The organism is Streptomyces sp. NPDC005496 (genome assembly GCF_042872045.1).
Taxonomy (GTDB): domain Bacteria; phylum Actinomycetota; class Actinomycetes; order Streptomycetales; family Streptomycetaceae; genus Streptomyces.
In genome coordinates this window covers 215,346-236,695 of record NZ_JBIAJQ010000007.1, presented here as the reverse complement: position 1 = coordinate 236,695, position 21,350 = coordinate 215,346, and the positions used below count along the sequence as shown (strand labels likewise).

Below are 21,350 nucleotides of genomic sequence, written 5' to 3'. Positions count from 1 at the left end.
GAGGAGTCCCGCCCATGGACGCCCGCTTCACCGCCGAACAGGACGAGATCCGGCGTACGGTCCGGGAGTTGCTGCTCAAGCGCTGCGGTCCCGAGGAGCGGCGGGCCGCCGGGCTGACCCCCGCCGGGTACGAGGGCGCGTTGTGGGAGGCGCTCGCGGGCCGGCTCGGGCTGCCCGGCCTCGCCCTTCCCGAGACCTACGGCGGGGTGGGCTGCTCGATCACGGAACTCGCGCTCGCCTGCGAGGAGTCGGGGCGTTTCCTCGCCCCCTCGCCGCTGCTCTCCTCGGCCGTGCTGGCCGCCCCGCTGATCCTCGCTCTCGGCACCGCGGCCCAGCGCGCCGACCTGCTGCCCAGGATCGCGGCCGGGGAGCTGACCGCGGCCCTCGCCGTGCCGGGAGCCGGGCTCGCCACCGCGCTGGGCCTGGTCGGCGACCACCGGGGAGGCTGGGCGGGCGGCGGACGGGCGGGGGGCGTCCAGGCCAGGCGCGTCGACGGGCGGTGGCGCCTGTACGGGGAGGCGGCCCAGGTGCTCGACGGGCACAGCGCCGGTCTCCTGGTGGTGCCCGCGCACACCGGAGGGTTCGCCCGGTCGCGGACCCTGCTGTTCCTCGTACGGCATGAGGATCTGGACGGCGGACTGGTGCGCGTACGGCAGACCGCGCTGGACGTCACACGGCCGCAGGCGCGCGTCGAACTGCGCGACGTGAAGGCCGAGTTGCTCGGGGACGAGGACGCCGACGTGCTCGGACCGCTCGCCGCCGCCGGGGACGGCGCAGCCGCCGTACTGGCCGCCGAGGCCGTCGGAGCCGCGGACCGCGCGCTGGAGCGCACCGTCGAGTACGTGCGGCAGCGGCACCAGTTCGGGCGGCCCATCGGCTCCTTCCAGGCGGTCAAACACCGCCTCGCGGACGTCTACGTGCGGGTCCAGGCGGCGCGGTCGGCGGCGTACTACGCGGCCCGGGCGTGCGGCACCGGAGCCGAGCGGGTGGGCGGGCTGGCGCTCGCGCAGGCGCTGGAGGCACTGCGGTCCGCCGCCTCCGAGGGCATCCAGCTGCACGGCGGCATCGGTTTCACCTGGGAGCACGAGGCGCACCTGTACTTCAAGCGCGCGACCGGCGACGCGCTGCTGTTCGGGCCGGTGCACCGGCTGCGGGCGCGGGCCGCCGACGCGGCGCGGCTGTTCGACGCGGGAGAGGTGGCGGTGTGATGACCCGGGGTGTCCGGCTGGTGCAGAAGGTGTCCTCGACCAGGACCTTCTCCCGCGTCGCGCCGCACGTGATCCCGGCCCTCGACCGCGCCGTGCACCGGCTGACGCGGGGCAGGGTGCTGCCGAGCGCGCGGATGCTGCCCGGTGTCGTCCTCACCGCGCGCGGCGCGCGGAGCGGGCTGCCCCGGCGCACGCCGCTGGCCTGCATGCCGGAGGGCGGCACCGACGGCGCGCTGCCCGCCGGCTGGTTGCTCGTCGGTTCCAACTTCGGCCGTGCGGGCCACCCCGCCTGGACCGCCAACCTGCTGGCCCATCCGGACGCCGAGATCAGCTGGAAGGGGCGGGACGTGCCCGTCACGGCCCGGCTCCTGGAAGGGGAGGAGCGGGCGGCGGCCTGGCGGGCGGCACTGGAGTTCTGGCCGCCGTACGCCGCGTACCAGCGCCGGATCACCCGCGAGATCCGGCTGTTCCGCATCACGCCCCGGTGACCCCGGAACACCCGGTTGCCCCTCGGGTCCCCTGGGCGCCCGGCCCCCCCGGCCTTCCAAGGCCGTGTGAGCCCGGTGGGGCGTGTGCGGTGCCGGCTGGCCCGAATGTGCTGCCCGGGTTTGCGCGTGGGGGCGGGTCCCGGGGCAGGATCCGCCGCATGGACGCCGTGGACCAGAGGATTCTTGCCGAGCTCCAGCGGGACGGGCGGCTGACCGTGACGGAGCTGGCGGCGCGGGTGCGGCTGAGCGTCTCCCCGTGCCACCGGCGGCTGCGGGAGCTGGAGCGGTCCGGCGCCGTCAAGGGCTATCGCGCGGTCGTGGACCCCGCGGCCGTGGGGCTGACCTTCGAGGCGCTGGTCTTCGTGTCGATGCGCCAGGAGGACCGGGACACGATCGCCGGCTTCGAGGAGGCCGTCGCCGGCATCCCGCACGTGCTGGACGCGCAGCGCCTCTTCGGCGAGCCCGACTACCTCCTGCGGATCGCCACCGCCGACCTCGCGGCCTTCCGGCGGCTCTACGACGAGCGGCTCGCGACGCTGCCGGGCGTGCAGCGGCTGACCTCCACGCTGGTCATGAAGCACGTCGTCGCCGACCGCCCACTGCCCGCGTAGGGCCGCGGAACCCGTGCGGCACCGGGCCGCCGCATCCACTGCCCGCGTAGGGCCGTGCCGCCCGTGCGGCACCGGGTCGCCGTATCCGCCGGTCCCGTACAGCGCAGCGGGCGGCAGCCCACACCGGTGGACCGCCGCCCGCATGACAGGAATTGTGTCGAGGAAAGGGAGAGGTGCTACTTCGTCGGCTTCTTGCCCGTGACGCCGAGGTGCACCAACATCGCCAGGTTCGGCTTGAGTTCAGCCTGCTTGACGCCCCACGTCTGGAAGCCCCGCTGATGCGAGGCGACCGCCGCGAGCATGGCGACGAGGGAACCCGCCATCGCCGCCGGGTTGACGTCCTTGTCGACCTTGCCCTTGGACTGGAGCTCGGTGACCGTGTCCGTAAGGGAGTTGTTCACCGAGTTCAGGATCTTCATCCGGATCTTGTAGAACCGCTTGTCGCCCTCGGCTGCACCCAGGTCGACGACACGCAGAATCGCGTCGTTCTTGCGCCAGAACTCCAGGAAACCGTCCACGAGTTCCTGCGCGGTCTGCCAGCCTGCCTTGCCGACCCAGGAGCGGCCTTCGAGCAGCCGGGTCAACCCGGCGCCCTCCGCGGCCATTTGCTCGGCGATCTCCAGGACGGCGCCTTCGACGTCCGGAAAGTACTGGTAGAAAGTCGCCGGTGACGTGCCCGCCTTCCGGGCGACATCAATGACTTTGACGTCCCGGTAGGGCGAGGAGCTGAGCATTTCGCTGAGGCAGTCGAGCAGTTTCTGCCTGGTCGCCTGCCCACGCCGTCCGGCCACACGGCCGTCGACGGTACGCACTTGTCCTGTCATGCCGTCAGCTTACCGAGGGGTGATCGGAGCGCGATTCGGCCGACTGCAAATGGGGAGTACGCCCATTTCCGGGGCCTCCGAGGGGGTGCCTCCGCCGTGCGCGGTGCGTGAGCGGCCGTTAGCTTGGCGGCATGGCCGAATCCGCGTCATCCGCCGCGTCCGCCGCTTTCGCGGAGGGCGTCCCCTGCTGGACGGACGCCCAGCTCTCCGACGTGGAGGCGGGCAAGCGCTTCTACGGTGAGCTCTTCGGGTGGACCTTCGAGGAGGCGTACAGCACCCCGCGCACCCCCCGTACCACCTCCCCACGGCGCGGCACCTCCGTCTGGGCGCACCGTGAGGGCGAGCCCGTGGCCGCCCTCACGCCCAAGCGGGACGGCCGGATGCCCACCGTCTGGACGGTGTACTTCGCCACCCCCGACGCCGCCGCGCTCGCCCGGCGGATCACGGCGGCCGGCGGACAGGTGATCACCGACGCGCTGCCCGTGGACTCCCTCGGCACGACCGTGCTCGCCGCCGACCCCGAGGGCGCCGTCTTCGGGCTGTGGCAGGCGGACTCGCACCCCGGCTTCGGCCGCCGCCACCGGCAGGGCTCCTTCTGCTGGGCCGAGCTGTACGCCAGGGACCCCTCCGGCTCCTTCTACGCGGACCTCTTCGGCACCCCCGACCAGCCCGACGTGGGCCGCACCGCCGTGTCCGACATCTTCCCGGCCGAGATGCCCCCGCACTTCCTCGTCCACTTCGGCGTCCGGGACTGCGAGGAGGCCCTGGAGACCGTCCGCCGGCTCGGCGGCCGGGTACAGGCACCCCCGTTCGACACCTCGTACGGACGGGTGGCCGTCGTCACGGACAATCAGGGGGCGTCGTTCGCGGTGATGCAGCGCTGAACCGGGCATCCGTCCGCGTTCCACCATCCGGCCGCCGCTTTGCAGAAACCGCCCGACGTGGTTTTGTCCTGAGACACCCCGATCCGCACCCGGGTTCGCAACCGGTGGCCCGGACAGGAAGAATCAGGGTGCGTGCCGCTGTGGCGGTTCGGTGGTGAGACGCTGCACGGGGCCGCGTTCATACGTGGATGACGCGGCCCGTACGGGGAGGTGGCAGGCAAGTGGTGGATCAGCTGACGCAGCACGATCCGCGGCGGATCGGGCCGTTCGAGGTGCTGGGACGGCTGGGTGCGGGCGGCATGGGGCTGGTCTATCTCGCGCGCTCGGCGTCCGGCCGGCGCGTGGCGATCAAGACGGTCAGGACGGAGCTCGCCGAGGACCAGCTGTTCCGGGTCCGCTTCACCCGCGAGGTGGAGGCGGCGCGAGCCGTGTCCGGCTTCTACACCGCCGCCGTGGTCGACGCCGACCCGCGCGCCGCGGTCCCGTGGCTGGCCACCGCGTACGTCCCCGCGCCCTCGCTCGAGGAAATAGTGAACGAGTGCGGGCCGTTGCCGGCCCAGGCGGTGCGCTGGCTGGCCGCCGGTGTCGCGGAGGCGCTGCAGTCCATCCACGGCGCCGGTCTCGTCCACCGCGACCTGAAGCCCTCGAACGTCCTCGTCGTCGAGGACGGCCCCCGCGTGATCGACTTCGGGATCGCCTCCGGCGTCTCGAACACCCGGCTGACCATGACGAACGTCGCGGTGGGCACCCCCGCGTACATGTCGCCCGAGCAGGCCAAGGACTCGCGCAGCGTCACCGGCGCCAGCGACGTCTTCTCGCTCGGCTCCATGCTCGTCTTCGCCGCCACCGGCCACGCCCCCTTCCACGGCGCGAACCCGGTTGAGACGGTCTTCATGCTCCTCCGCGAGGGCCCCGACCTCGAAGGACTCCCGGACGAGCTGCGCCCCCTCATCGAGTCCTGCATGCAGATGGACGCGACGGCCCGACCCAACCCGGCCGACCTCCAGGCGCAGCTGGCCCCGCACCTCTTCGGCTCCGGATCGGACGACAGCGGTACGGCGTCGGCGTGGCTGCCCGAGCGGGCGGTGGGCCTGATCGAGACGCGCCGCGGCGGCCGTCCCCCCGTGCAGCCCGCCGCGTCGTCGGCCCGCAGCGGCGGCGGCCGGGGTGTCGTCACCGCACCGCCGGTGCCGCAGCACGCCCCGCCCCGGCCTGCCGCCGGCGCGCCCGACACCGGCCCGGTGCGGCTGGCCGGCGCCAAGGTGCCCATCGGTCCCGGACCCCGGGTCGCCGACGCCCGCGCCGCCGCCGTGAAGGCACCCCCTCCGGAGGCCGGCCTCGCCGCGTCCTGGTCCCGTCCGCGCCCCGGCGTCAACGGCGCCGACCCGGTGCCCGCCGTCGCACCGCCCGCCCGCGCCCCGGAGTCCCCGGCCGGCTGGCGCCCCTGGCGTTTCCGCATGTCGAACGACGTGTGGGGCACGCCCGCCGTGGCCGACGACCTCGTCTACGTCACCTCCTTCGAGGTGCACGCGCTGGACGTGGCCACCGGCAGACGCCGCTTCAAGACCCGCGACGTCGCCTGGTCGATGGCGGTCGCGGACGGCCGTATCCACGCCTCCGACGGCCCCACCCTCTTCGCCCTGGACGCCCGTGAGGGGGGCGACATCTGGCGCGTGTCCACCGACGCCTGGGTGTACTCCCTGAAGGCCGACCGCGGCACCGTCGTCACCGGCACCCGCGGCGGCGGCGTACAGGCGTGGGAGGCGGCCAACGGCCAGAAGCTGTGGGAGATCACCGGCGCCCAGACGGACTTCGAGTCCCCCGAGGCCGGACCCGCCGTCCACGACGGCACGGTCTACGTGTGGAAGGACGCGCGCCTGCGCGCCCTGGAGTCCCGCACCGGCGAGGAGCGCTGGTCGTACCCCATCGGCGACGCGGCCTCCTGCGGCGGCGTCCCCGTCCGGCTGACCCAGGCACCCGACGGATACGTGTACGTGTCCGCCGGCACCCGCGTCCTGGCCATCGACGTGACGAGCGGCCACGTCCGCTGGCACTTCGAGGCCCCCGCGGTCTTCCTCTGCCCGCCCACCTTCGCGCCCGGCCCGGCGGTGACCGGCGGCGGCGTCTACCTCGCCGACTACCTGGGCACCGTGTACGCCCTGGACGCCACAGACGGCCGCGACCGCTGGCGCATCGCGACCGAGTCCCGCGCCTCCGTCGAACCGGTCCTGGTCGCCGCCGGTCACGTCCACGTCGGCAGCGGCAAGGGCCTCTACACCCTGGACGCCGTGACCGGCACCCCGAAGTGGCGCTTCCAGGCGGGCGGCGACATCGTCGGCGCCCCCGCGGTGGCCGAGGGCCGCATCCACTTCGGCTCCACCGACCACCTCCTCTACACCCTGAAGGCCGACGACGGCCGCCTCCGCTGGAAGCTGGCCACCGGCGGCGAGATCACCGGCGCCCCGGTCGTCAGGGACGGCGTCGTCTACGCCTGCAGCAAGGACCGCTGCGTCTACGCCCTCGACGCCGAGAAGGGCACGGGCACGGCACGTACGGCGTGACGCGTCAGGCGGCGCCCACGGCGGGGGCGCGGACCGTGCCCGGCGTTCCAGGCCACGCGCGTGGCCGTCGGCGCTGCCCCCGAGGCGTCAGGAGGACGACGACCGGCGCCCGTCGGGCGTCACGTAGCCCGCGTCACCGCTGGTCCGGCGGTCGCCGCCACGTGGCCGTCGGCGCGTCCTCCCCCGAACCCGTGCCGCCGGGCTCCCGCGGCGGCGGCCGGTCCGGCGTCGGATCCGTCGGCCCGTAGGGCCCGTCCTGACCGGAGGTCCCGGCGGGCCCGTGCTGCCAGGTGGGCTCGGACGGTTCCCCGTGGCCGTGCTGCCAGGTGGCCTCGGACTGGTCTCCGTGGCCCTGCTGCCAGGTGGGCTCGGACCGGCCTCCATGCTGGCCGCCCGCCCCGGTGTTCCAGGCCGGGTCCGACTGCCAGGACGGCTCGGCGGGCTCCGACGGCGGCAGCGTCGCCATCCGCTCGCGACGACCGCCGCGCCCCCGCATCAGGGCCGCGCCGATCAGCAGCAGCACCCCGCCGCCCAGCGCGCCCGCGACGCCCGCCCCGAGGCCGTTGCCGTCGGAGTCGACCGTCAGCCCGGACTCGGCCTGCCCGACGCGCACCATCCACAGCACGGCGAACGCGAGCACGGCGATCCCCGCCAGCGCGACCAGCAGCCGCGAGCGGAGCAGCACTCCGACGACCGTCACCACCGCCGCGATCGCGAACGGCAGGAAGAGGGAGGTGAACAGATCCGCCCGGGCGTCGGTGACCCCGGACCCCGAGAAGAGGTCGCCCAGGCGGTAGTACCGGCCGTGACGGCCGTCGTACCAGGCGCGGAATGGGCTCCAGACGGCGGCCGCCGCTCCGAGGAGGGCGAGCACCGACCCGAGTACGCTGCGGACCATACGCGGGCCTCCTCACTGCTCTACCAACCGACGCTACGCCGCACGCCCCGCACCCGCCATGCTGTGGGGAGAAGTGGGGGACGACTCAGTCATGCGGTGTGACCGGACGCGTGCCGTGAGTAGGCTGATCACATGCATTCACGGGGGCGCACACTCAAGTTCACAGCGGTTCTGGCCATGGTCCTGCTCGCACTGACCGGCTTCTCGACGGGGCGCGGTCACGGCGGCAGCCGTCACAGCGGCGGCGGGGGCGGCGGTTGCAGCAGCTCCAGCCAGAACCACGACAGCTCGTCGTCCACCTCGGGCGGAGGCTCGTACAGCTCCGGCTCGACGACCTCGGGCTCCGGCGGCGATGACGATTACTACGACAGCGACGATGACGACGACGCGTACGGGAGCGGCAGCACCGGCAGCAGCAGCACCGGTGGCTACAACCGGCGTCCGACCCACCGCTCCACCTCCGGCAGCGGCTCCAAGGGGCCAAAGGACGGCACGGCGCGGCTGGTGAGCTGCGCGACCGAGCGGGCCCCGTACGCGACCGTCGAGGTCACCAACCCGAACTCCCGCAAGGTGACGTTCAGGGCCGACGTCACCTTCTACGACGAGAACGACCTCCCCATCCCCGTCACGCGCGGGTACGGGCGCGTCACGGTGCCCGCGAACGGCAAGGACACCGTCCGCGTGGAGGTGGGCGGTTCGGGGCTGGCCGCCTCGGTGGACCACTGCGAGGTCTCCCGGACCGCCCCGGCGGAGGACTGACGGCCCGGGACCGGAGAGGGCCCGCCCGCAGCGGCGGCCCATCCCGGACTACCGCAGCCGGAACCCGTCCGGACGGCGGGCGGCGAACAGTTCCGCCTGCCGTCGCGGCGGCTGGTTGCCGAGCGCGATGAGGTGCGGCGCCTGCGCGAACGCGTGGGCGTTCGCCGCCTCCCGCGCGCTCCACAGGGCGCGCACGGTGCCCTGCACGGCCTCGGCCGGGTAGGAGGCGATGACGGCGGCGCACCGCACGGCCGCCGCCAACGCCTCGCCGGGCGGCGTGAGTTCGGAGACCAGCCCGATCTCGTACGCCCTGCGGGCCGAGAGGCGCTCGGCGGTGCCCATGAGCGCGGTTCGGGCGGCTTCCCCGTACGGCATCCGCTGCACCATGTGGACGGACTCGTAGGCGCTGACCATGCCGTACGTCGTGTGCGGGTCGAAGAACGTCGCGGTCTCGTCCGCGACGACGAAATCGGCCTCGCCCAGCAGGTAGAAGGCGCCGCCGCAGGCCATTCCCGCGACCGCGGCGATCACCGGCTTCCACAGATCGTTCGCCTTCGGGCCCGCCGTGAGCAGCGGATCGTCCATCATGTACGGCGAGCCGGGCTGGGGAACGGCCGCGCTCCGGTCGATGCCCGTGCAGAAGGCGCGCCCGCCGGCGCCGGTGAGGACGACGGCCCGTACGGAGTCGTCGAAGCGGAAACCCCGCCAGGCGCCGGCCAGTTCGGCGGCAAGCGCGAGGTCGACGGCGTTCAGCCGCTCGGGCCGGTCGAGGGTGACGACGGCGACGCCGGTGTCCTTGTCGGTGCTGGTGCGCAGGCCGCCGCTCACGGCCGCTCCAGTACCCAGCGGGGCACGGTCGTGCCCGCGGTCCCCGACCGGTCCAGCGGGTCGGCGGGGCCGAAGACGACCTGCACCCGCGCGCCGATCCGCAGGCGCCCCGGATCGACGGAGCCGAGCGGCGCGTCGGGTCCGGTGACGAGGTTCCCGACGAGCCGGATCCGCGGCGCCTCCGCCAGCTCCACCACGATCGCGTTGTACGGCGCCTGCTCCGCGTAGCCCGGCAGCAGGGGCGGATGCGGCACGACGTAGGACCAGATCCGTCCGCGCCCGCTCATCCTGCGCCACTCGGAATCGAAGGAGTGGCAGTGCGGGCAGCAGGGGCGCGGCGGGAAGCGCAGCTCGCCGCAGTCCGGTGCGGCGCAGGCCTGGACGCGCAGTTCGCCCCGGGCGGCGTACCACCAGAAGGGGGCGCCGTCGTCGTCGGGGACGGGGGACAGCAGGGGCATGCGGGCTCCTCAGGTCCTGAGCAGGAGGGCGGAGGTGGGGACGCCTTCGCCGGCCGTGACCAGGCAGGTGGCGGCCCCCGGGACCTGGGCGGTGCTGGTGCCGCGCAGCTGCTTCACGCCCTCGTTGATGAGGTTGAAGCCGTGCACGTACGCCTCGCTCAGGCCGCCGCCGCCGGTGTTGAGGGGCAGCCGGCCGCCGATCTCCAGCGCGCCGCCCTCGGTGAAGGCGCCGCCCTCGCCCCGCCCGCAGAAGCCGTAGCCCTCCAGCGACAGCGGGATGAGGGGGGTGAAGGCGTCGTAGATCTGGGCGACGTCGACGTCCTCGGGGGTGAGGTCGGCGTGCTTCCACAGGTGCCGGGCGGCGGTCCAGGCGGGGCCGGTCAGCGGGTCGTCGGTCCAGTAGTTGACCATGCCGTGGTGCTGGGCGGGCAGGCCCTGGGCGGCCGAGTGGACGTACACGGGCCGGTGGCGGCAGTCGCGGGCCCGCGCGGCCGACACGATCACGCAGGCCAGCGCCCCGTCGGTCTCCAGGCAGTTGTCGAACAGGCACAGGGGTTCGCTGATCCAGCGGGAGTTCATGTACATCTCGCGGGTCAGCGGGCGTTCGTACATCATGGCGGCCGGGTTCTGGTTGGCCCGGTTCCGGCAGGCGAGGGCGACGTTGAACAGGTGGTCGCGGGTGGCGCCGTACTCGTGCATGTAGCGGCGGGCCAGCACGGCGATCTCGTCGGCCGGTCTGAGCAGCCCGAAGGGCCGCGTCCACTGGGCGGGCGTGGGGAGTTGGACGTCCGTGTTGCGCCACGGCCGGGGTCCGCTGCCCCGCTTGCGTGAGCGCCAGGCGACGCCGACGGTGGCCTGGCCGGTGGCGACGGCGGCGGCGAGGTGGGCGACCGTGGCACACGAACCGCCGCCGCCGAAGCCGACCTTGCTGAAGTGGGTCAGGTCGCCGAACCCGACCGCCTTGGCGATCTCCACCTCGTCGGTCTCCTCCATGGTGTAGGAGGCGAGTCCGTCGACCTCGCTCGGTGCGATGCCGGCGTCGTCGAGGGCGGCGAGTACGGCCCGGCACGCCAGGGCCTTCTCGGATTCGGGGAGTTGCTTGGCGAAGGCCGTCTGTCCGATGCCGACGACGGCGGTGGCGTCCTTGATCCCGGCCGTGCTCCCGGGCCCGTTTCCCGACATGGGCACACCTCCGCACGCGGTCCACGACTGCTGACAGGGCGTCAGGTTACAGCTAATCTGACGGTCAGTCAGCTAGCGGTACGTCCGGTCGTCCGGTCAGGGGAGGCGTGCGATGCGCGGGGACCTGGAGTGGGGCAGCATCCCGGGGCTGGTACGGGCGGCGGCCGAGCGGTACGGCGACACCGAGGCCGTCGTGGAGGGCCGTACGCGGGTGTCGTACGCGGAGTTGGGGGCGCGCGTGGAGCGGGCCGCGGCGGCGTGCCTGGCGGGCGGGGTGCGGACCGGCGACCGGGTGGCGGTCTGGGCGCCCAACACCCTGGACTGGATCGTCTCGGCGCTCGGGGCGGTGTGCGCCGGGGCGGTGCTGGTCCCGCTGAACACCCGCTTCAAGGGGGCGGAGGCGGCGTACGTGCTGTCCCGGAGCCGGGCGAGGCTGCTGTTCGTGACGGGCACCTTCCTCGGGACGTCGTACGTGGCCTCGCTTCGGCGGGCCGCCGGCCGGGGGGAGGGAAGGGGCCCGCTGCCGGGGCTGCCCGACCTGGAGCAGGTCGTGGTGCTGGCCGACGACGCCCCCGCCGACTTCCGTACGCTCAAGGACTTCCTGGCGAGCGGGGAGGGTGTCGGGGCGGCGGAGGTGCGGGCGCGCGGTGACGCCCTCGACGGCTCCTCGCCCTCCGACATCGTCTACACGTCCGGGACGACCGGCCGGCCCAAGGGCGCGGTGATCACCCACGCCCAGACGCTGCGGGCCTACGCCGTCTGGTGCGAGCTGTCCGGCCTGCGCGAGGGCGACCGCTATCTGATCGTGAACCCGTTCTTCCACACCTTCGGCTACAAGGCGGGCATCGTCGCCTGCCTCATACGGGGCGCGACGATGGTTCCGCAGCCCGTCTTCGACGTCGGCACCGTCCTCGCGAACGTCGCCGCGGAGCGCGTCTCGGTGCTGCCGGGGCCGCCCACCCTCCACCAGTCGCTCCTGGACCACCCGTCCCGCGACGCCCACGACCTGTCGGCGCTGCGGCTGGTGGTGACGGGCGCCGCGGTGGTCCCGCTGCGGCTGGTGGAGCGGCTGCGGACCGAGCTGGGGATCGGCACGGTCCTCACCGCGTACGGGCTCTCCGAGGCGAGCGGCATCGTCACCATGTGCCGGCGCGGCGACCCGGCGCCGGTGATCGCCTCGACGTCGGGGCGGGCCATCCCCGGCACGGAGGTACGCGTGGTGGACGCGTCCGGTGCCGTGGTCGGGCCCGGCTCACCCGGCGAGGTCCTGGTCCGCGGATTCAACGTCATGCGGGGCTACTTCGAGGACGCCGCTTCCACGGAGGCCGTCCTCACCCCGGACGGCTGGCTCCGCACGGGCGACGTCGGCGTCCTCGACCCCGACGGCAACCTCCGCATCACGGACCGCATCAAGGACATGTTCATCGTCGGCGGCTTCAACGCGTACCCGGCGGAGATCGAGCAACTCCTCGGCCTGCACCCGGACGTGGCGGACGTCGCGGTCGTCGGAGTCCCCGACGCCCGCCTCGGCGAGGTCGGCAAGGCCTACGTCGTACGCCGCCCGCACGCCACCCTCACCGCGGACGACCTGATCGCCTGGTCCCGCCGGGAAATGGCCAACTACAAGGTCCCGAGAACGGTCGAGTTCGTCCCCGCCCTCCCGCGCAACGCGAGCGGGAAGGTGCTGAAGGGGGAGTTGAGGGGGCACGGGCGAGTGGCGGATGAACACCCCTGAGGGACCCCGGCGGCCCCCTGCGCCGCTTGCGACCCGCTCCTGGGCGCGACTAGGTTCGCTTGCCGTATCGGGGAGTTCGTCGGCGTGTTCAGCGGGAACGGCCTGAGTAGGCGGCCATCAAGGGCGAGGACGCTTCCGGCCGGCCGGCCTCGGCGCGGCTGAAGACCTCCGCCACCGTGTCCGCGGAGCGAGCGACCGAACAGGGAAGACATGAGCGGCGGCAAGATGTCCGGCAGAGTGAAGGTGCTCTGTCTCGTGGTGGTGCTGGTCGTCCTCGGGGCGGGTGTCGCCCTCTGGTCGACCCGCTCCGACGGGGACGCCGAGGCGCTTCGGGCCCCGGCCGAGCCGTGCTGGAACGGGATACCGCGTCGGGCCACGCTGCAGAAGCTGCTCGGTCCCGGCACGGAACTCACCAGCGACACGGACAAGTTCAGGTTCGTCAAGGAGCACTGGCCGAGCAGTTGCAGGTACGAAGCGCTCAGTGACGAAGACGGGCGGGCCCCGGTGCTGAACGTCTCCGCCACGTGGCAGCGGGACCTTCCACCGGTCGAGGAGATCTCCACCATCGACGGGCGCAGGGGTGACACACGTGCCCCGCTGGACATGGGCGCCCACGCGTTCTACGTCCGGGCGTCGCAGGCGGTGTACTTCGAGTGCGACGTCGATCTCCCCGCCGGGGCGCCCGCGTACGTGAAGCGGGACAGGTACGTCGGCGTCTACATCTACGCCCGCCCGATGAAAGGCACCGGACTGTCCGCGGTCGAGGCCCGCAAGGTGGGGCTCGACATCATGCTCCAGCTGGCGCACGACCTCGCCGACCGGGCCGGCTGCGAGAACGACACCGGTCTCCCGGACTCCGTCCCGGCCATCGGCAAGGCCAACTGGCCCGGCTACGACGGCTGAAGACGGGCCCGGACACACTTCGGCCGCGACGGCTCCCCCTCCGCGCCGCCGCGGCCGATCCCCCGTGACGGGTGGCTTCTCAGGCCTTCTCGTCGGTGATGTGCGTGTCGAGCGGCTTCACGGTGCCCGCGTCGGCGTCCGTGATGTGGGTGTCGAGCGGCTTGACCGTGCCCGCGTCGGCGTCCGTGATGTGGGTGTCGAGCGGCCTGATCGTGCCCGCGTCGGCGTCGGTGATGTGCGTGTCGAGCGGCTTGACGGTGCCGTCGGTCTTCTTCTCGGCCATGGTTCCTACTCCCCGTTGGATGTTGGTGAGACAGCCCGCCCGGCGACTCCCCCGAGGGCCGCCGGGCGGGCTGTGCAAGGGCCGTTCACCATATGTGATGGGCCTCTCGCCGATTCGTCTGCCCCCCGACGCGACGTTTCGACGACCTCAGAGTGGCGCAGCGCGATAAACGAACGATGAACGAGCGGGCAGCGGTACCGGAAAGCCGCGGACCGCCCCTACGCCGCGGCCAACGGCGAGAGCAGCGCCCGTACCTCCGTGGACTCGGACGACCCAAGCTCCTCGTAGATGGACAGGGCCTCACGCCAGCAGGCCTGGCCGCGGTCTGTCTGGCCGATCGCGCTCAGCGCCCGTCCGAGGACGGTCAGCACGTTCCCGCGGCGCCAGTCGCCGCCGATCCCGCGCAGCACCGCGAGCGACTGCTCGGCGAGGGCGGCCGCCCGCGCGGGTTTGCCCTCCGTCAGCCGGATCTCCGCCATACGGAAGATGGCCATGCCCTCCCAGAGCCGCTGGCGGCTGTCCCGGAAGACGTCGAGCGCCTCGGTCAGCTCCGCGACGGCCTTGCCGGGATCGCCCGCCTGGGCCAGCGCGAGGCCGAGCGCGTAGCGTCCGTTGGCGCCGCGCAGGGTGTGCCCGAGATGGTCGTAGATGCCGATGCCCTGTTCGGCGAGCGCGATGGCGCTGGCCGTCTGGCCCATGGCCAGCTGCGCCCGCGAGAGGTTGCACAGGGCACTGGCCTCACCCGCCAGGTTCCCGTCGGCCCGGAAGCAGGTGATGGCCTGCTGGAGGTACGCGGCCCCCTCGGCGTGCTGACTGCGGTAGACCGCGATGACCCCGAGGTGGTTGGGCACCCAGCAGTTGAGGGCGGCGTCGTCGATCTCGCGCGCGAGCGCCGCGGCCCGTTCCGCCTCCTCCGCCGCCCGGTCGAAGCGGCCGCCGGCCAGATGGGCCTCGGTGAGGGCCGTCCGGGCCCGGGCCTCCGCCCGCGGATCGCCGGCCCGCTCGGCGGCGTCGCGCGCGCCCACCGCGTTGCCGCCGTAGTCACGGGCGTTGGCGCCGGACTCCGCCAGGTCCTTCGCCGCCCACAGGAGGTCCACCGCCCTGCTGAGCCGGTCGTCGCCGAGGGACTGGTGGACGCAGGCCAGCAGGCAGTTGGCCTCCGCGTACAGCCAGTCCAGCGCCGCGTGGCGGTCGGCGAACCGCAGCCCCGGGTACTCGGTCGGCTCCAGATGATCCACCAGCCGGTCCCCCGGCCGCTCGATCGCGTACACCCCCGCGGCCGTCGCCAGATAGAAGTCCAGGAGCCGCGACATCGCCGCGTCCCGTTCCGTCGGGGGGTGTTCGTCGCGTTCGGCGCAGGCACGCGCGTAGAGCCGGACCAGGTCGTGGTAGCGGTAGCGGCCGGGCGCGGCGGATTCCAGGAGGGACGTGTCGACCAGGGACTCCAGGAGGTCCTCCGTCTCCTCGACGGGGAGGTCGAGGACCGCGGCCGCGGCGGCCAGCGAGATGTCGGGGCCGTCGGCGAGGCCGAGGAGGCGGAAGGCGCGGGCCTGGGCCGGTTCCAGCTGGCCGTAGCCGAGCTCGAACGTCGCCTTGACGGCGAGGTCGCCCGCCTGGAGCTCGTCGAGCCGGCGCCGCTCGTCGGCGAGCTTCGCGGCCAGCACCGAGACGGTCCAGGTGCGCCGGGCGGCCAGCCGGGACGCGGCGATCCGGATGGCGAGCGGCAGGAACCCGCACGCGGCGACCACGTCCAGCGCGGCCTCCCGCTCCGACGCCACCCGCTCCGCCCCGACGATCCTGGTGAAGAGCTGGAGGGCCTCCTCCGGGGACATCACGTCCAGGTCGACCAGGTGCGCCCCGGCGAGGTCCACCATGCGCACCCGGGAGGTGACGAGCGCCGCGCACCCCTCCATCCCGGGGAGCAGCGGACGTACCTGCGCGGCGTCGCGGGCGTTGTCCAGCAGCACCAGGACGCGGCGGCCGTCCAGGGCGGACCGGTACAGCGCGGCGCGCTCCTCCAGGGAGTCGGGGATGGCGGATTCCGCGGTGCCGAGGGCGCGCAGGAAGGCGCCGAGCACCGTCTCGGGTTCCGCTGCGCGGGCCCCGGCGCCCTGGAGGTCGACGTAGAGCTGCCCGTCGGGGAAGGCGCCGCGCGCCTGGTGGGCCACGTGCACGGCCAGGGTGGTCTTGCCGACGCCGCCGATGCCCGCGAGGGCGGAGACGGCCATCACCCGGCCCTCTGCGGTCGACGCGGCGGCCAGGACGTCGCTCAGTTCCTGGACGAAGGCCGCGCGACCGGTGAAGTCGGTGACGGTGGCCGGGAGTTGCGCGGGTCGTACGGGGGTGGCCACGGGTTCCGCGGGTGGCGCCGAGGGTTCCGCGAGCCCGGGGTCCGCCCGCAGGATGCGCTGCTGGAGCTCCCGGAGGCCCGCCCGGGGGTCGACGCCCAGCTCGTCGGCGAGCAGCCGCCGGGTGTCGGCGAAGACCGCGAGGGCCTCGGCCTGCCTGCCGGAGCGGTACAGCGCCAGCATCAGGAGTTCACGCAGGCGTTCCCGCAGCGGGTGGGCCGCCGTCAGGGCGGTCAGCTCGGACACGGCCTCCGCGTGGCAGCCCTGTTCCAGGTCCATGTCGAGGCGGGTTTCGAGGAGTTGGAGCCGCCACTCCTCCAGGCGGGTGCGCTGGGTGTCGGCGTAGGGGCCGGGGACGCTCGCGAGCGGCTCCCCGTCCCACAGGGCCAGCGCCTCGTTGAGCAGGGCGCGGGCCCGGCACAGGTCGGCCGCGGCCTTGGCCTTCTCGGCGTCGGCGGCCAGCTGCTGGGCGCGGGCCAGGTCCAGGGAGCCCGGGTCCGCGAGGCGGATGGCGTAGCCGCCGGACTCGCTGACCAGCGTGCCGGGGTTGAGGACCTTGCGGAGCCGGGACGCGTAGGTGCGGACGGCTGCCAGCGCCTGGGAGGGGGGCTCCTCGCCCCACAGCGCGTCGATCAGCTCGGAGGCCGTCGCCGTACGCCCTTCGCGCAGCAACAGCGCGGCGAGCAGGGCGCGTTGCTGCGGGGACCCCATGGGCAGGGGCTCCGCCCCGCGCCAGGCGCGCACCGGGCCGAGCACGCCGAAGCGCAGCGCCACCGAGTCCTCGGGGCTCCGCTGCTCCGGCACTCGCGGTACACCGTCCATCGCTGTCCCCCTGCCGACCGTCATGACAACGAGGCCAGTTTGCCTTGTTCATGGCGGATGCGTCAGCCGTGGGAGACAGCGATCACAGGGGGCCGCACGGGACGGCACACAGTCCTCACACGCTCTCCTCACAGTTGCGCCCGGAGCGGCCCGGCGCGGACGGCGGAAGCGGGTGCCCGACAGGGAGCTGACGGGTCGTCAGATCGGCGCTACGGTGACTCGTATGGAGACCACGGAAACCACGGAGAGTCCCGCGCAGCCCTTCCCGAAGATCATCTCGGTGGACGACCACACGGTGGAGCCGCCGGGCGTCTGGCAGGACCGGCTCCCGGCGAAGTACCGGGACCGGGGTCCGCGCGTGGTCCGCGCGCCGCTCAAGGAGATGACCTTCCTGGGCGGCAGGTTCGCGCCCGTGATGGGCGCCCCGGGCGACGACGGGCCGATCGGTGACTGGTGGGTGTACGAGGACCTGCGCCGCCCGCTGACCCGGCTCGACACCGCCGTCGGCTACGCGCGGGACGAGATCAAGCTGGAGATCATCACGTACGAGCAGATGCGGCCCGGGTCCTACGACGTGCCGCAGCGCCTGGCCGACATGGACGTCAACCACGTCCAGTCGGCGCTGTGTTTCCCCACCTTCCCCCGGTTCTGCGGGCAGACGTTCACCGAGGCCGAGGACCGCGAGCTGGGGCTGCTCGGGGTGCGCGCCTACAACGACTGGATGGTGGAGGAGTGGTGCGGCCCCGCGGCCGGGGGGCGCCTGATACCGCTGACGCTCATCCCGCTGTGGGACGCGGAACTCGCCGCCGAGGAGGTGCGGCGCAACGCCGCCCGGGGCGTGCGCGCGGTGGCCTTCTCCGAGATCCCGCCGCACCTCGGGCTGCCCTCCGTGCACACCGACGACTGGGACCCCTTCCTCGCGGCCTGCGACGAGACCGGCACGGTCATCGCCATGCACATCGGCTCCAGCAGCCGCATGCCCTCCACCTCCGCCGACGCCCCGCCCGCCGTCGGCTCCACCATCACCTTCGCCAACTGCTGCTTCTCGATGGTCGACTGGCTGATGAGCGGCAAGTTCGAGCGCTTCCCGGACCTGAAGGTGATGTACGCCGAGGGCCAGATCGGCTGGATCCCCTACATCCTCGAACGCGCCGACGTCGTGTGGGAGGAGAACCGCGGCTGGGGCGGCGTGGCCGACAAGGTGCACCGGCCGCCGTCCGAACTCTTCGCGGACCACGTCTACGGCTGCTTCTTCGACGACGCCTTCGGCCTGCGGAACCTGGACGCGATCGGCGTCGGCAACGTCCTGTACGAGACCGACTACCCGCACTCCGACTCGACCTGGCCGAAGTCCCGCGAGGTGGGCGAGGCGCAGATGGGCCACCTGGCGCCGGACGTGGTCGACCGGATCGTGCGGCGCAACGCGATCGAGCTGCTGGGGCTGACGCAGGACGGGCTCTGGACGGCGTGAGGGGCGGTCTGAGGGCCGGTCCGCCCCGCCTTCCGGGCGCAGCGGGCCACGGGCACGGCACGGACACGACGACCGTGGGTTGAGGGGTGCGCCATGGAGATGCCGCAGCACGGACGACTGGCGTACGGGATGCAGCTTCCCGTCCAGTCGCAGAGCACCATCTACGCCGAGCCGTGGGAGGCGGAGGCGGGCCCCGGCGACCTGGCCGAGATCGCCCGCACCGCCGACCGCTCCGGCTTCGCCTACCTCGCGAGCTGCGACCACGTCGGCGTCCCGCGCCGCCTCGCGGACGCCATGAGCACCGTCTGGTACGACCCCGTCGCGACGCTCGCCTTCCTGGCGGGCGTGACCGAGCGCGTCCGGCTGCTCAGCCACGTCGCCGTGGTCGGGCTGCGCCACCCCCTCCTCACCGCGAAGCAGTACGCGACCCTCGACCACCTCTCGGGAGGCCGGCTGGTCCTCGGTGTCGGCGCCGGGCACGTACGGGAGGAGTTCGAGGCGCTCGGCGTGGACTTCGAGCGGCGGGGCGCGGTCCTCGACGAGTCCATCGACGCCCTGCGGGCCGCGCTCGGCCCCGACGAGTACCCCGAACACCACGGCAGGCTCTACGACTTCGGGGGACTCGGACAGCGCCCGCGGCCCGCGCAGGACCGGGTCCCGGTCTGGGTCGGCGGGTCCTCCCCGGCCGCGGTGCGCCGGGCGGCCGTCCGCGGGGACGGCTGGCTGCCGCAGGGGGACCCGCGCGAGCGGCTCCCGGAGCAGATCGCGCGGCTGCACCGGCTCCGGGCGGAGGCGGGCGTCGGCGAGCCCCTCGTCGTCGGGGCCATCACCGAGCCGCTGTACGTGGGGGAGCCGGCGTGGGACGTGGGGCGGCGGACGCTGCGGGGGGCGCCGGACGCGCTCGCCGAGTCGCTGCGCGCGTACCGGGCGATGGGGGTGCACCAGATCCAGGTGCGCTTCCGGTCCCGGAGCCGGTCCGAACTCCTCGACCAGATGGCCGCCTTCGGCGCGGACGTCGCGCCCCACCTCGACTAGGGAGAGCCATGGGCAAGCTGGACGGACGCGTCGTGATCGTCACCGGCGCGGCACGCGGGCAGGGCGAGCAGGAGGCGCGGCTCTTCGTCGCGGAGGGCGCGGGCGTCGTCGTCGCGGACGTGCTGGACGACCAGGGGGAGGCTCTCGCCAAGGAGATCGGCGCCCGGTACGTCCATCTCGACGTGAGCCGGGAGGACGACTGGCGCGCCGCGGTGGACGCCGCGAGGACGGCGTACGGGCACGTCGACGGGCTGGTCAACAACGCCGGCATCCTGCGCTTCAACGAGCTGGTGGGCACCCCCCTGGAGGAGTTCGAGGAGGTCGTGCGGGTCAACCAGACGGGCGTCTTCCTCGGGATCAGGACCGTGGCGCCCGAGATCGCGGCGGCGGGCGGCGGCACCATCGTCAACACGGCGTCGTTCGCGGGCCTGACCGGCATGGCGTACGTGGGCGCGTACGCGGCGACGAAGCACGCCATCGTCGGGCTGACCCGGGTGGCCGCCCTGGAGCTGGCCGCCCGGAACATCCGGGTCAACGCCGTCTGCCCGGGGGCCATCGACACCGCCATGAGCAATCCGGCCCAGCTCGACCCCGGTGGGGACGTCGTGGCCGGCGCCGAGGCGCTCGACGCGGTCTACAGCAAGCTCGTGCCCCTCGGCCGGATCGGGCGGCCCGAGGAGGTCGCCCGGCTCGCCCTCTTCCTGAGCTGCGAGGACTCCTCGTACATCACCGGCCAGCCCTTCGTGATCGACGGCGGCTGGCTGGCGGGGGTCAGCGTCATCTGACGAGCATGAGGACGCCGGCTGACGGTACGTCAGCTATTGACGGTCCAGGTGCCCGGTGGAACAGTCGCCTCAATACATCTGACGGTGCGTCAGAAACACCGTCGTCATCGCAAGGACGGTGAACCGCCTTGGAATTCGGGCTCTTTGTACAGGGATACGTGGGCAAGCGCGCCGAGACCGACCCGCTCGCCGAGCACAAGGCGCTGATGGAGGAGACCGAGTACGTCATCCAGGCGGACAAGTCCGGCTTCAAGTACGCCTGGGCCTCCGAGCACCACTTCCTGGAGGAGTACTCGCACCTCTCCGCCAGCGACGTCTTCCTCGGCTATCTGGCCCACGCCACCGAGCGCATCCACCTCGGCTCCGGCATCTTCAACCCGCTCGCCCAGGTCAACCACCCGGTGAAGGTCGCCGAGAAGGTCGCGATGCTCGACCACCTCTCCGAGGGGCGCTTCGAGTTCGGGTCCGGCCGCGGCGCCGGCTCCCACGAGATCCTCGGCTTCATCCCCGGCGTCACCGACATGAACTACACGAAGGAGATCTGGGAGGAGACCATCGCCGAGTTCCCGAAGATGTGGCTCCAGGACGAGTACGCCGGCTTCCAGGGCAAGCACTGGCAGCTCCCGCCGCGCAAGGTCCTGCCGAAGCCGTACGGGAAGTCGCACCCCGCCATGTGGTACGCCGCCGGTTCGCCGCCCTCGTACGCCATGGCCGCCCGCAAGGGCCTCGGCGTGCTCGGCTTCAGCGTGCAGAAGGTCTCCGACATGGAGTGGGTCCTGGAGCAGTACAAGACGGCGATCGTGGAGGCGCGGCCGGTCGGGGACTTCGTCAACGACAACGTGATGGTGACGTCGACGGCGGTCTGCGCGCCCACCCACAAGGAGGCCGTACGGATCGCGGCGGGCGGCGGGCTGCACTACCTCCAGTCGCTCGTCTTCCGCTACCACGACACCTTCCCGCGCCCCGAGGGCTTCCCGGTGTGGCCCGAGACGCTGCCCGAGTTCAACGAGGAGATCATCGAACTCCTCATCGCCGAGGAGCTGTTGATCTGCGGCGACCCCGACGAGGTGCTGACCCAGTGCAAGCGGTGGGAGCAGGCCGGGGCGGACCAGCTCTCCTTCGGGCTGCCCATCGGCATCTCGCGCGAGGAGACGCTCCAGACGATCAGGCTGGTCGGCGAGCACGTGATCCCGAAGATCGACACGGATCCGGTGCACCGCACGACCCGGTTCCGCCGGTCCGCGTGACGCCGACGGGCGAGGAAGGG

General features: G+C 73.2%; 19 protein-coding genes. 12 read left to right on the top strand and 7 right to left on the bottom strand.

Annotation, left to right across the window (positions count from 1 at the left end):
• Positions 1-14 precede the first annotated feature (14 nt).
• The 3 genes from ACFYQQ_RS22755 (at position 15) to ACFYQQ_RS22745 (ending at position 2,307) form a co-directional block, all read left to right on the top strand.
• Positions 15-1,208, top strand: a complete 1,194-nt coding sequence (locus ACFYQQ_RS22755; protein ID WP_355794110.1) for an acyl-CoA dehydrogenase family protein — start codon at positions 15-17, stop codon at positions 1,206-1,208.
• Entirely contained in the window at positions 1,208-1,696 is a 489-nt protein-coding gene (locus ACFYQQ_RS22750; RefSeq protein ID WP_356163886.1) for a nitroreductase family deazaflavin-dependent oxidoreductase, read from the top strand. The genes ACFYQQ_RS22755 and ACFYQQ_RS22750 overlap by 1 nt, the downstream gene beginning before the upstream one ends.
• Positions 1,697-1,854: 158 nt before the next feature.
• Entirely contained in the window at positions 1,855-2,307 is a 453-nt protein-coding gene (locus tag ACFYQQ_RS22745) for an Lrp/AsnC family transcriptional regulator (RefSeq protein WP_355781444.1), read from the top strand.
• 176 nt (positions 2,308-2,483) lie between these two features.
• Here ACFYQQ_RS22745 and ACFYQQ_RS22740 read toward each other — a convergent pair whose 3' ends face one another.
• Positions 2,484-3,119, bottom strand: a complete 636-nt coding sequence (locus ACFYQQ_RS22740) for a TetR family transcriptional regulator (protein WP_355781449.1) — start codon at positions 3,117-3,119, stop codon at positions 2,484-2,486.
• A 143-nt stretch (positions 3,120-3,262) separates the two neighbouring features.
• Between ACFYQQ_RS22740 and ACFYQQ_RS22735 the strand changes: the two genes are divergently transcribed.
• Both ACFYQQ_RS22735 and ACFYQQ_RS22730 read left to right on the top strand, forming a co-directional pair.
• Complete coding sequence (locus tag ACFYQQ_RS22735; RefSeq protein ID WP_355781441.1) at positions 3,263-4,015, top strand: VOC family protein; 753 nt, start codon at positions 3,263-3,265, stop codon at positions 4,013-4,015.
• 221 nt (positions 4,016-4,236) lie between these two features.
• Positions 4,237-6,576: a serine/threonine-protein kinase gene (locus tag ACFYQQ_RS22730; RefSeq protein WP_355781439.1), complete on the top strand. Its 2,340-nt coding sequence runs from the start codon at positions 4,237-4,239 to the stop codon at positions 6,574-6,576.
• A 133-nt stretch (positions 6,577-6,709) separates the two neighbouring features.
• Here ACFYQQ_RS22730 and ACFYQQ_RS22725 read toward each other — a convergent pair whose 3' ends face one another.
• A complete protein-coding gene (locus ACFYQQ_RS22725; protein ID WP_355781436.1) occupies positions 6,710-7,474 on the bottom strand; it encodes a hypothetical protein in 765 nt (254 codons plus the stop codon).
• A 132-nt stretch (positions 7,475-7,606) separates the two neighbouring features.
• Between ACFYQQ_RS22725 and ACFYQQ_RS22720 the strand changes: the two genes are divergently transcribed.
• Entirely contained in the window at positions 7,607-8,233 is a 627-nt protein-coding gene (locus tag ACFYQQ_RS22720; protein WP_355781433.1) for a hypothetical protein, read from the top strand.
• A 48-nt stretch (positions 8,234-8,281) separates the two neighbouring features.
• Here the strand turns inward: ACFYQQ_RS22720 and ACFYQQ_RS22715 are convergent, their stop codons facing one another.
• From ACFYQQ_RS22715 to ACFYQQ_RS22705, 3 genes are read right to left on the bottom strand one after another with little or no spacing between them, the layout of a single operon-like run.
• Positions 8,282-9,061, bottom strand: coding sequence for an enoyl-CoA hydratase/isomerase family protein (locus ACFYQQ_RS22715; RefSeq protein WP_355781430.1), 780 nt, complete (start codon positions 9,059-9,061; stop codon positions 8,282-8,284).
• Entirely contained in the window at positions 9,058-9,519 is a 462-nt protein-coding gene (locus tag ACFYQQ_RS22710) for an OB-fold domain-containing protein (RefSeq protein ID WP_355781427.1), read from the bottom strand. Before ACFYQQ_RS22710 ends, ACFYQQ_RS22715 begins: the two co-directional genes overlap by 4 nt.
• A gap of 9 nt (positions 9,520-9,528) precedes the next feature.
• Positions 9,529-10,701, bottom strand: a complete 1,173-nt coding sequence (locus ACFYQQ_RS22705) for a lipid-transfer protein (protein ID WP_355781426.1) — start codon at positions 10,699-10,701, stop codon at positions 9,529-9,531.
• 112 nt (positions 10,702-10,813) lie between these two features.
• On the opposite strand from ACFYQQ_RS22705, the gene ACFYQQ_RS22700 reads away from it, so the two are divergent.
• Complete coding sequence (locus ACFYQQ_RS22700) at positions 10,814-12,436, top strand: FadD3 family acyl-CoA ligase (RefSeq protein WP_355781423.1); 1,623 nt, start codon at positions 10,814-10,816, stop codon at positions 12,434-12,436.
• A gap of 210 nt (positions 12,437-12,646) precedes the next feature.
• A complete protein-coding gene (locus ACFYQQ_RS22695; RefSeq protein ID WP_355781420.1) occupies positions 12,647-13,339 on the top strand; it encodes a hypothetical protein in 693 nt (230 codons plus the stop codon).
• Positions 13,340-13,418: 79 nt separating this feature from the next.
• Here the strand turns inward: ACFYQQ_RS22695 and ACFYQQ_RS22690 are convergent, their stop codons facing one another.
• Together ACFYQQ_RS22690 and ACFYQQ_RS22685 are read right to left on the bottom strand one after the other, a co-directional pair.
• Positions 13,419-13,622 (bottom strand): hypothetical protein, encoded by a 204-nt coding sequence (locus ACFYQQ_RS22690; RefSeq protein WP_356163890.1) that lies wholly within the window; start codon positions 13,620-13,622, stop codon positions 13,419-13,421.
• Positions 13,623-13,840: 218 nt separating this feature from the next.
• A complete protein-coding gene (locus ACFYQQ_RS22685; RefSeq protein WP_356163891.1) occupies positions 13,841-16,792 on the bottom strand; it encodes a BTAD domain-containing putative transcriptional regulator in 2,952 nt (983 codons plus the stop codon).
• Between the two features lie 223 nt (positions 16,793-17,015).
• On the opposite strand from ACFYQQ_RS22685, the gene ACFYQQ_RS22680 reads away from it, so the two are divergent.
• The 4 genes from ACFYQQ_RS22680 (at position 17,016) to ACFYQQ_RS22665 (ending at position 21,330) form a co-directional block, all read left to right on the top strand.
• Positions 17,016-18,263, top strand: coding sequence for an amidohydrolase family protein (locus tag ACFYQQ_RS22680; protein ID WP_355784211.1), 1,248 nt, complete (start codon positions 17,016-17,018; stop codon positions 18,261-18,263).
• 93 nt (positions 18,264-18,356) lie between these two features.
• Positions 18,357-19,298 (top strand): LLM class F420-dependent oxidoreductase, encoded by a 942-nt coding sequence (locus ACFYQQ_RS22675; protein WP_355784208.1) that lies wholly within the window; start codon positions 18,357-18,359, stop codon positions 19,296-19,298.
• 8 nt (positions 19,299-19,306) lie between these two features.
• Positions 19,307-20,083 (top strand): glucose 1-dehydrogenase, encoded by a 777-nt coding sequence (locus ACFYQQ_RS22670; protein WP_355784205.1) that lies wholly within the window; start codon positions 19,307-19,309, stop codon positions 20,081-20,083.
• Between the two features lie 128 nt (positions 20,084-20,211).
• Positions 20,212-21,330: an LLM class flavin-dependent oxidoreductase gene (locus tag ACFYQQ_RS22665; protein ID WP_355784202.1), complete on the top strand. Its 1,119-nt coding sequence runs from the start codon at positions 20,212-20,214 to the stop codon at positions 21,328-21,330.
• Positions 21,331-21,350 lie beyond the last annotated feature (20 nt).

What these genes read in the sequence shown, in the direction of transcription:
- ACFYQQ_RS22755 (WP_355794110.1), top strand. Translation starts at nt 15, where the DNA reads ATGGACGCCCGCTTCACCGCCGAACAGGACGAGATCCGGCGTACGGTC.
- ACFYQQ_RS22750 (WP_356163886.1), top strand. Translation starts at nt 1,208, where the DNA reads ATGACCCGGGGTGTCCGGCTGGTGCAGAAGGTGTCCTCGACCAGGACC.
- ACFYQQ_RS22745 (WP_355781444.1), top strand. Translation starts at nt 1,855, where the DNA reads ATGGACGCCGTGGACCAGAGGATTCTTGCCGAGCTCCAGCGGGACGGG.
- ACFYQQ_RS22735 (WP_355781441.1), top strand. Translation starts at nt 3,263, where the DNA reads ATGGCCGAATCCGCGTCATCCGCCGCGTCCGCCGCTTTCGCGGAGGGC.
- ACFYQQ_RS22725 (WP_355781436.1), bottom strand. Translation starts at nt 7,474, where the DNA reads ATGGTCCGCAGCGTACTCGGGTCGGTGCTCGCCCTCCTCGGAGCGGCG.
- ACFYQQ_RS22720 (WP_355781433.1), top strand. Translation starts at nt 7,607, where the DNA reads ATGCATTCACGGGGGCGCACACTCAAGTTCACAGCGGTTCTGGCCATG.
- ACFYQQ_RS22710 (WP_355781427.1), bottom strand. Translation starts at nt 9,519, where the DNA reads ATGCCCCTGCTGTCCCCCGTCCCCGACGACGACGGCGCCCCCTTCTGG.
- ACFYQQ_RS22705 (WP_355781426.1), bottom strand. Translation starts at nt 10,701, where the DNA reads ATGTCGGGAAACGGGCCCGGGAGCACGGCCGGGATCAAGGACGCCACC.
- ACFYQQ_RS22700 (WP_355781423.1), top strand. Translation starts at nt 10,814, where the DNA reads ATGCGCGGGGACCTGGAGTGGGGCAGCATCCCGGGGCTGGTACGGGCG.
- ACFYQQ_RS22695 (WP_355781420.1), top strand. Translation starts at nt 12,647, where the DNA reads ATGAGCGGCGGCAAGATGTCCGGCAGAGTGAAGGTGCTCTGTCTCGTG.
- ACFYQQ_RS22690 (WP_356163890.1), bottom strand. Translation starts at nt 13,622, where the DNA reads ATGGCCGAGAAGAAGACCGACGGCACCGTCAAGCCGCTCGACACGCAC.
- ACFYQQ_RS22685 (WP_356163891.1), bottom strand. Translation starts at nt 16,792, where the DNA reads ATGGACGGTGTACCGCGAGTGCCGGAGCAGCGGAGCCCCGAGGACTCG.
- ACFYQQ_RS22680 (WP_355784211.1), top strand. Translation starts at nt 17,016, where the DNA reads ATGGAGACCACGGAAACCACGGAGAGTCCCGCGCAGCCCTTCCCGAAG.
- ACFYQQ_RS22675 (WP_355784208.1), top strand. Translation starts at nt 18,357, where the DNA reads ATGGAGATGCCGCAGCACGGACGACTGGCGTACGGGATGCAGCTTCCC.
- ACFYQQ_RS22670 (WP_355784205.1), top strand. Translation starts at nt 19,307, where the DNA reads ATGGGCAAGCTGGACGGACGCGTCGTGATCGTCACCGGCGCGGCACGC.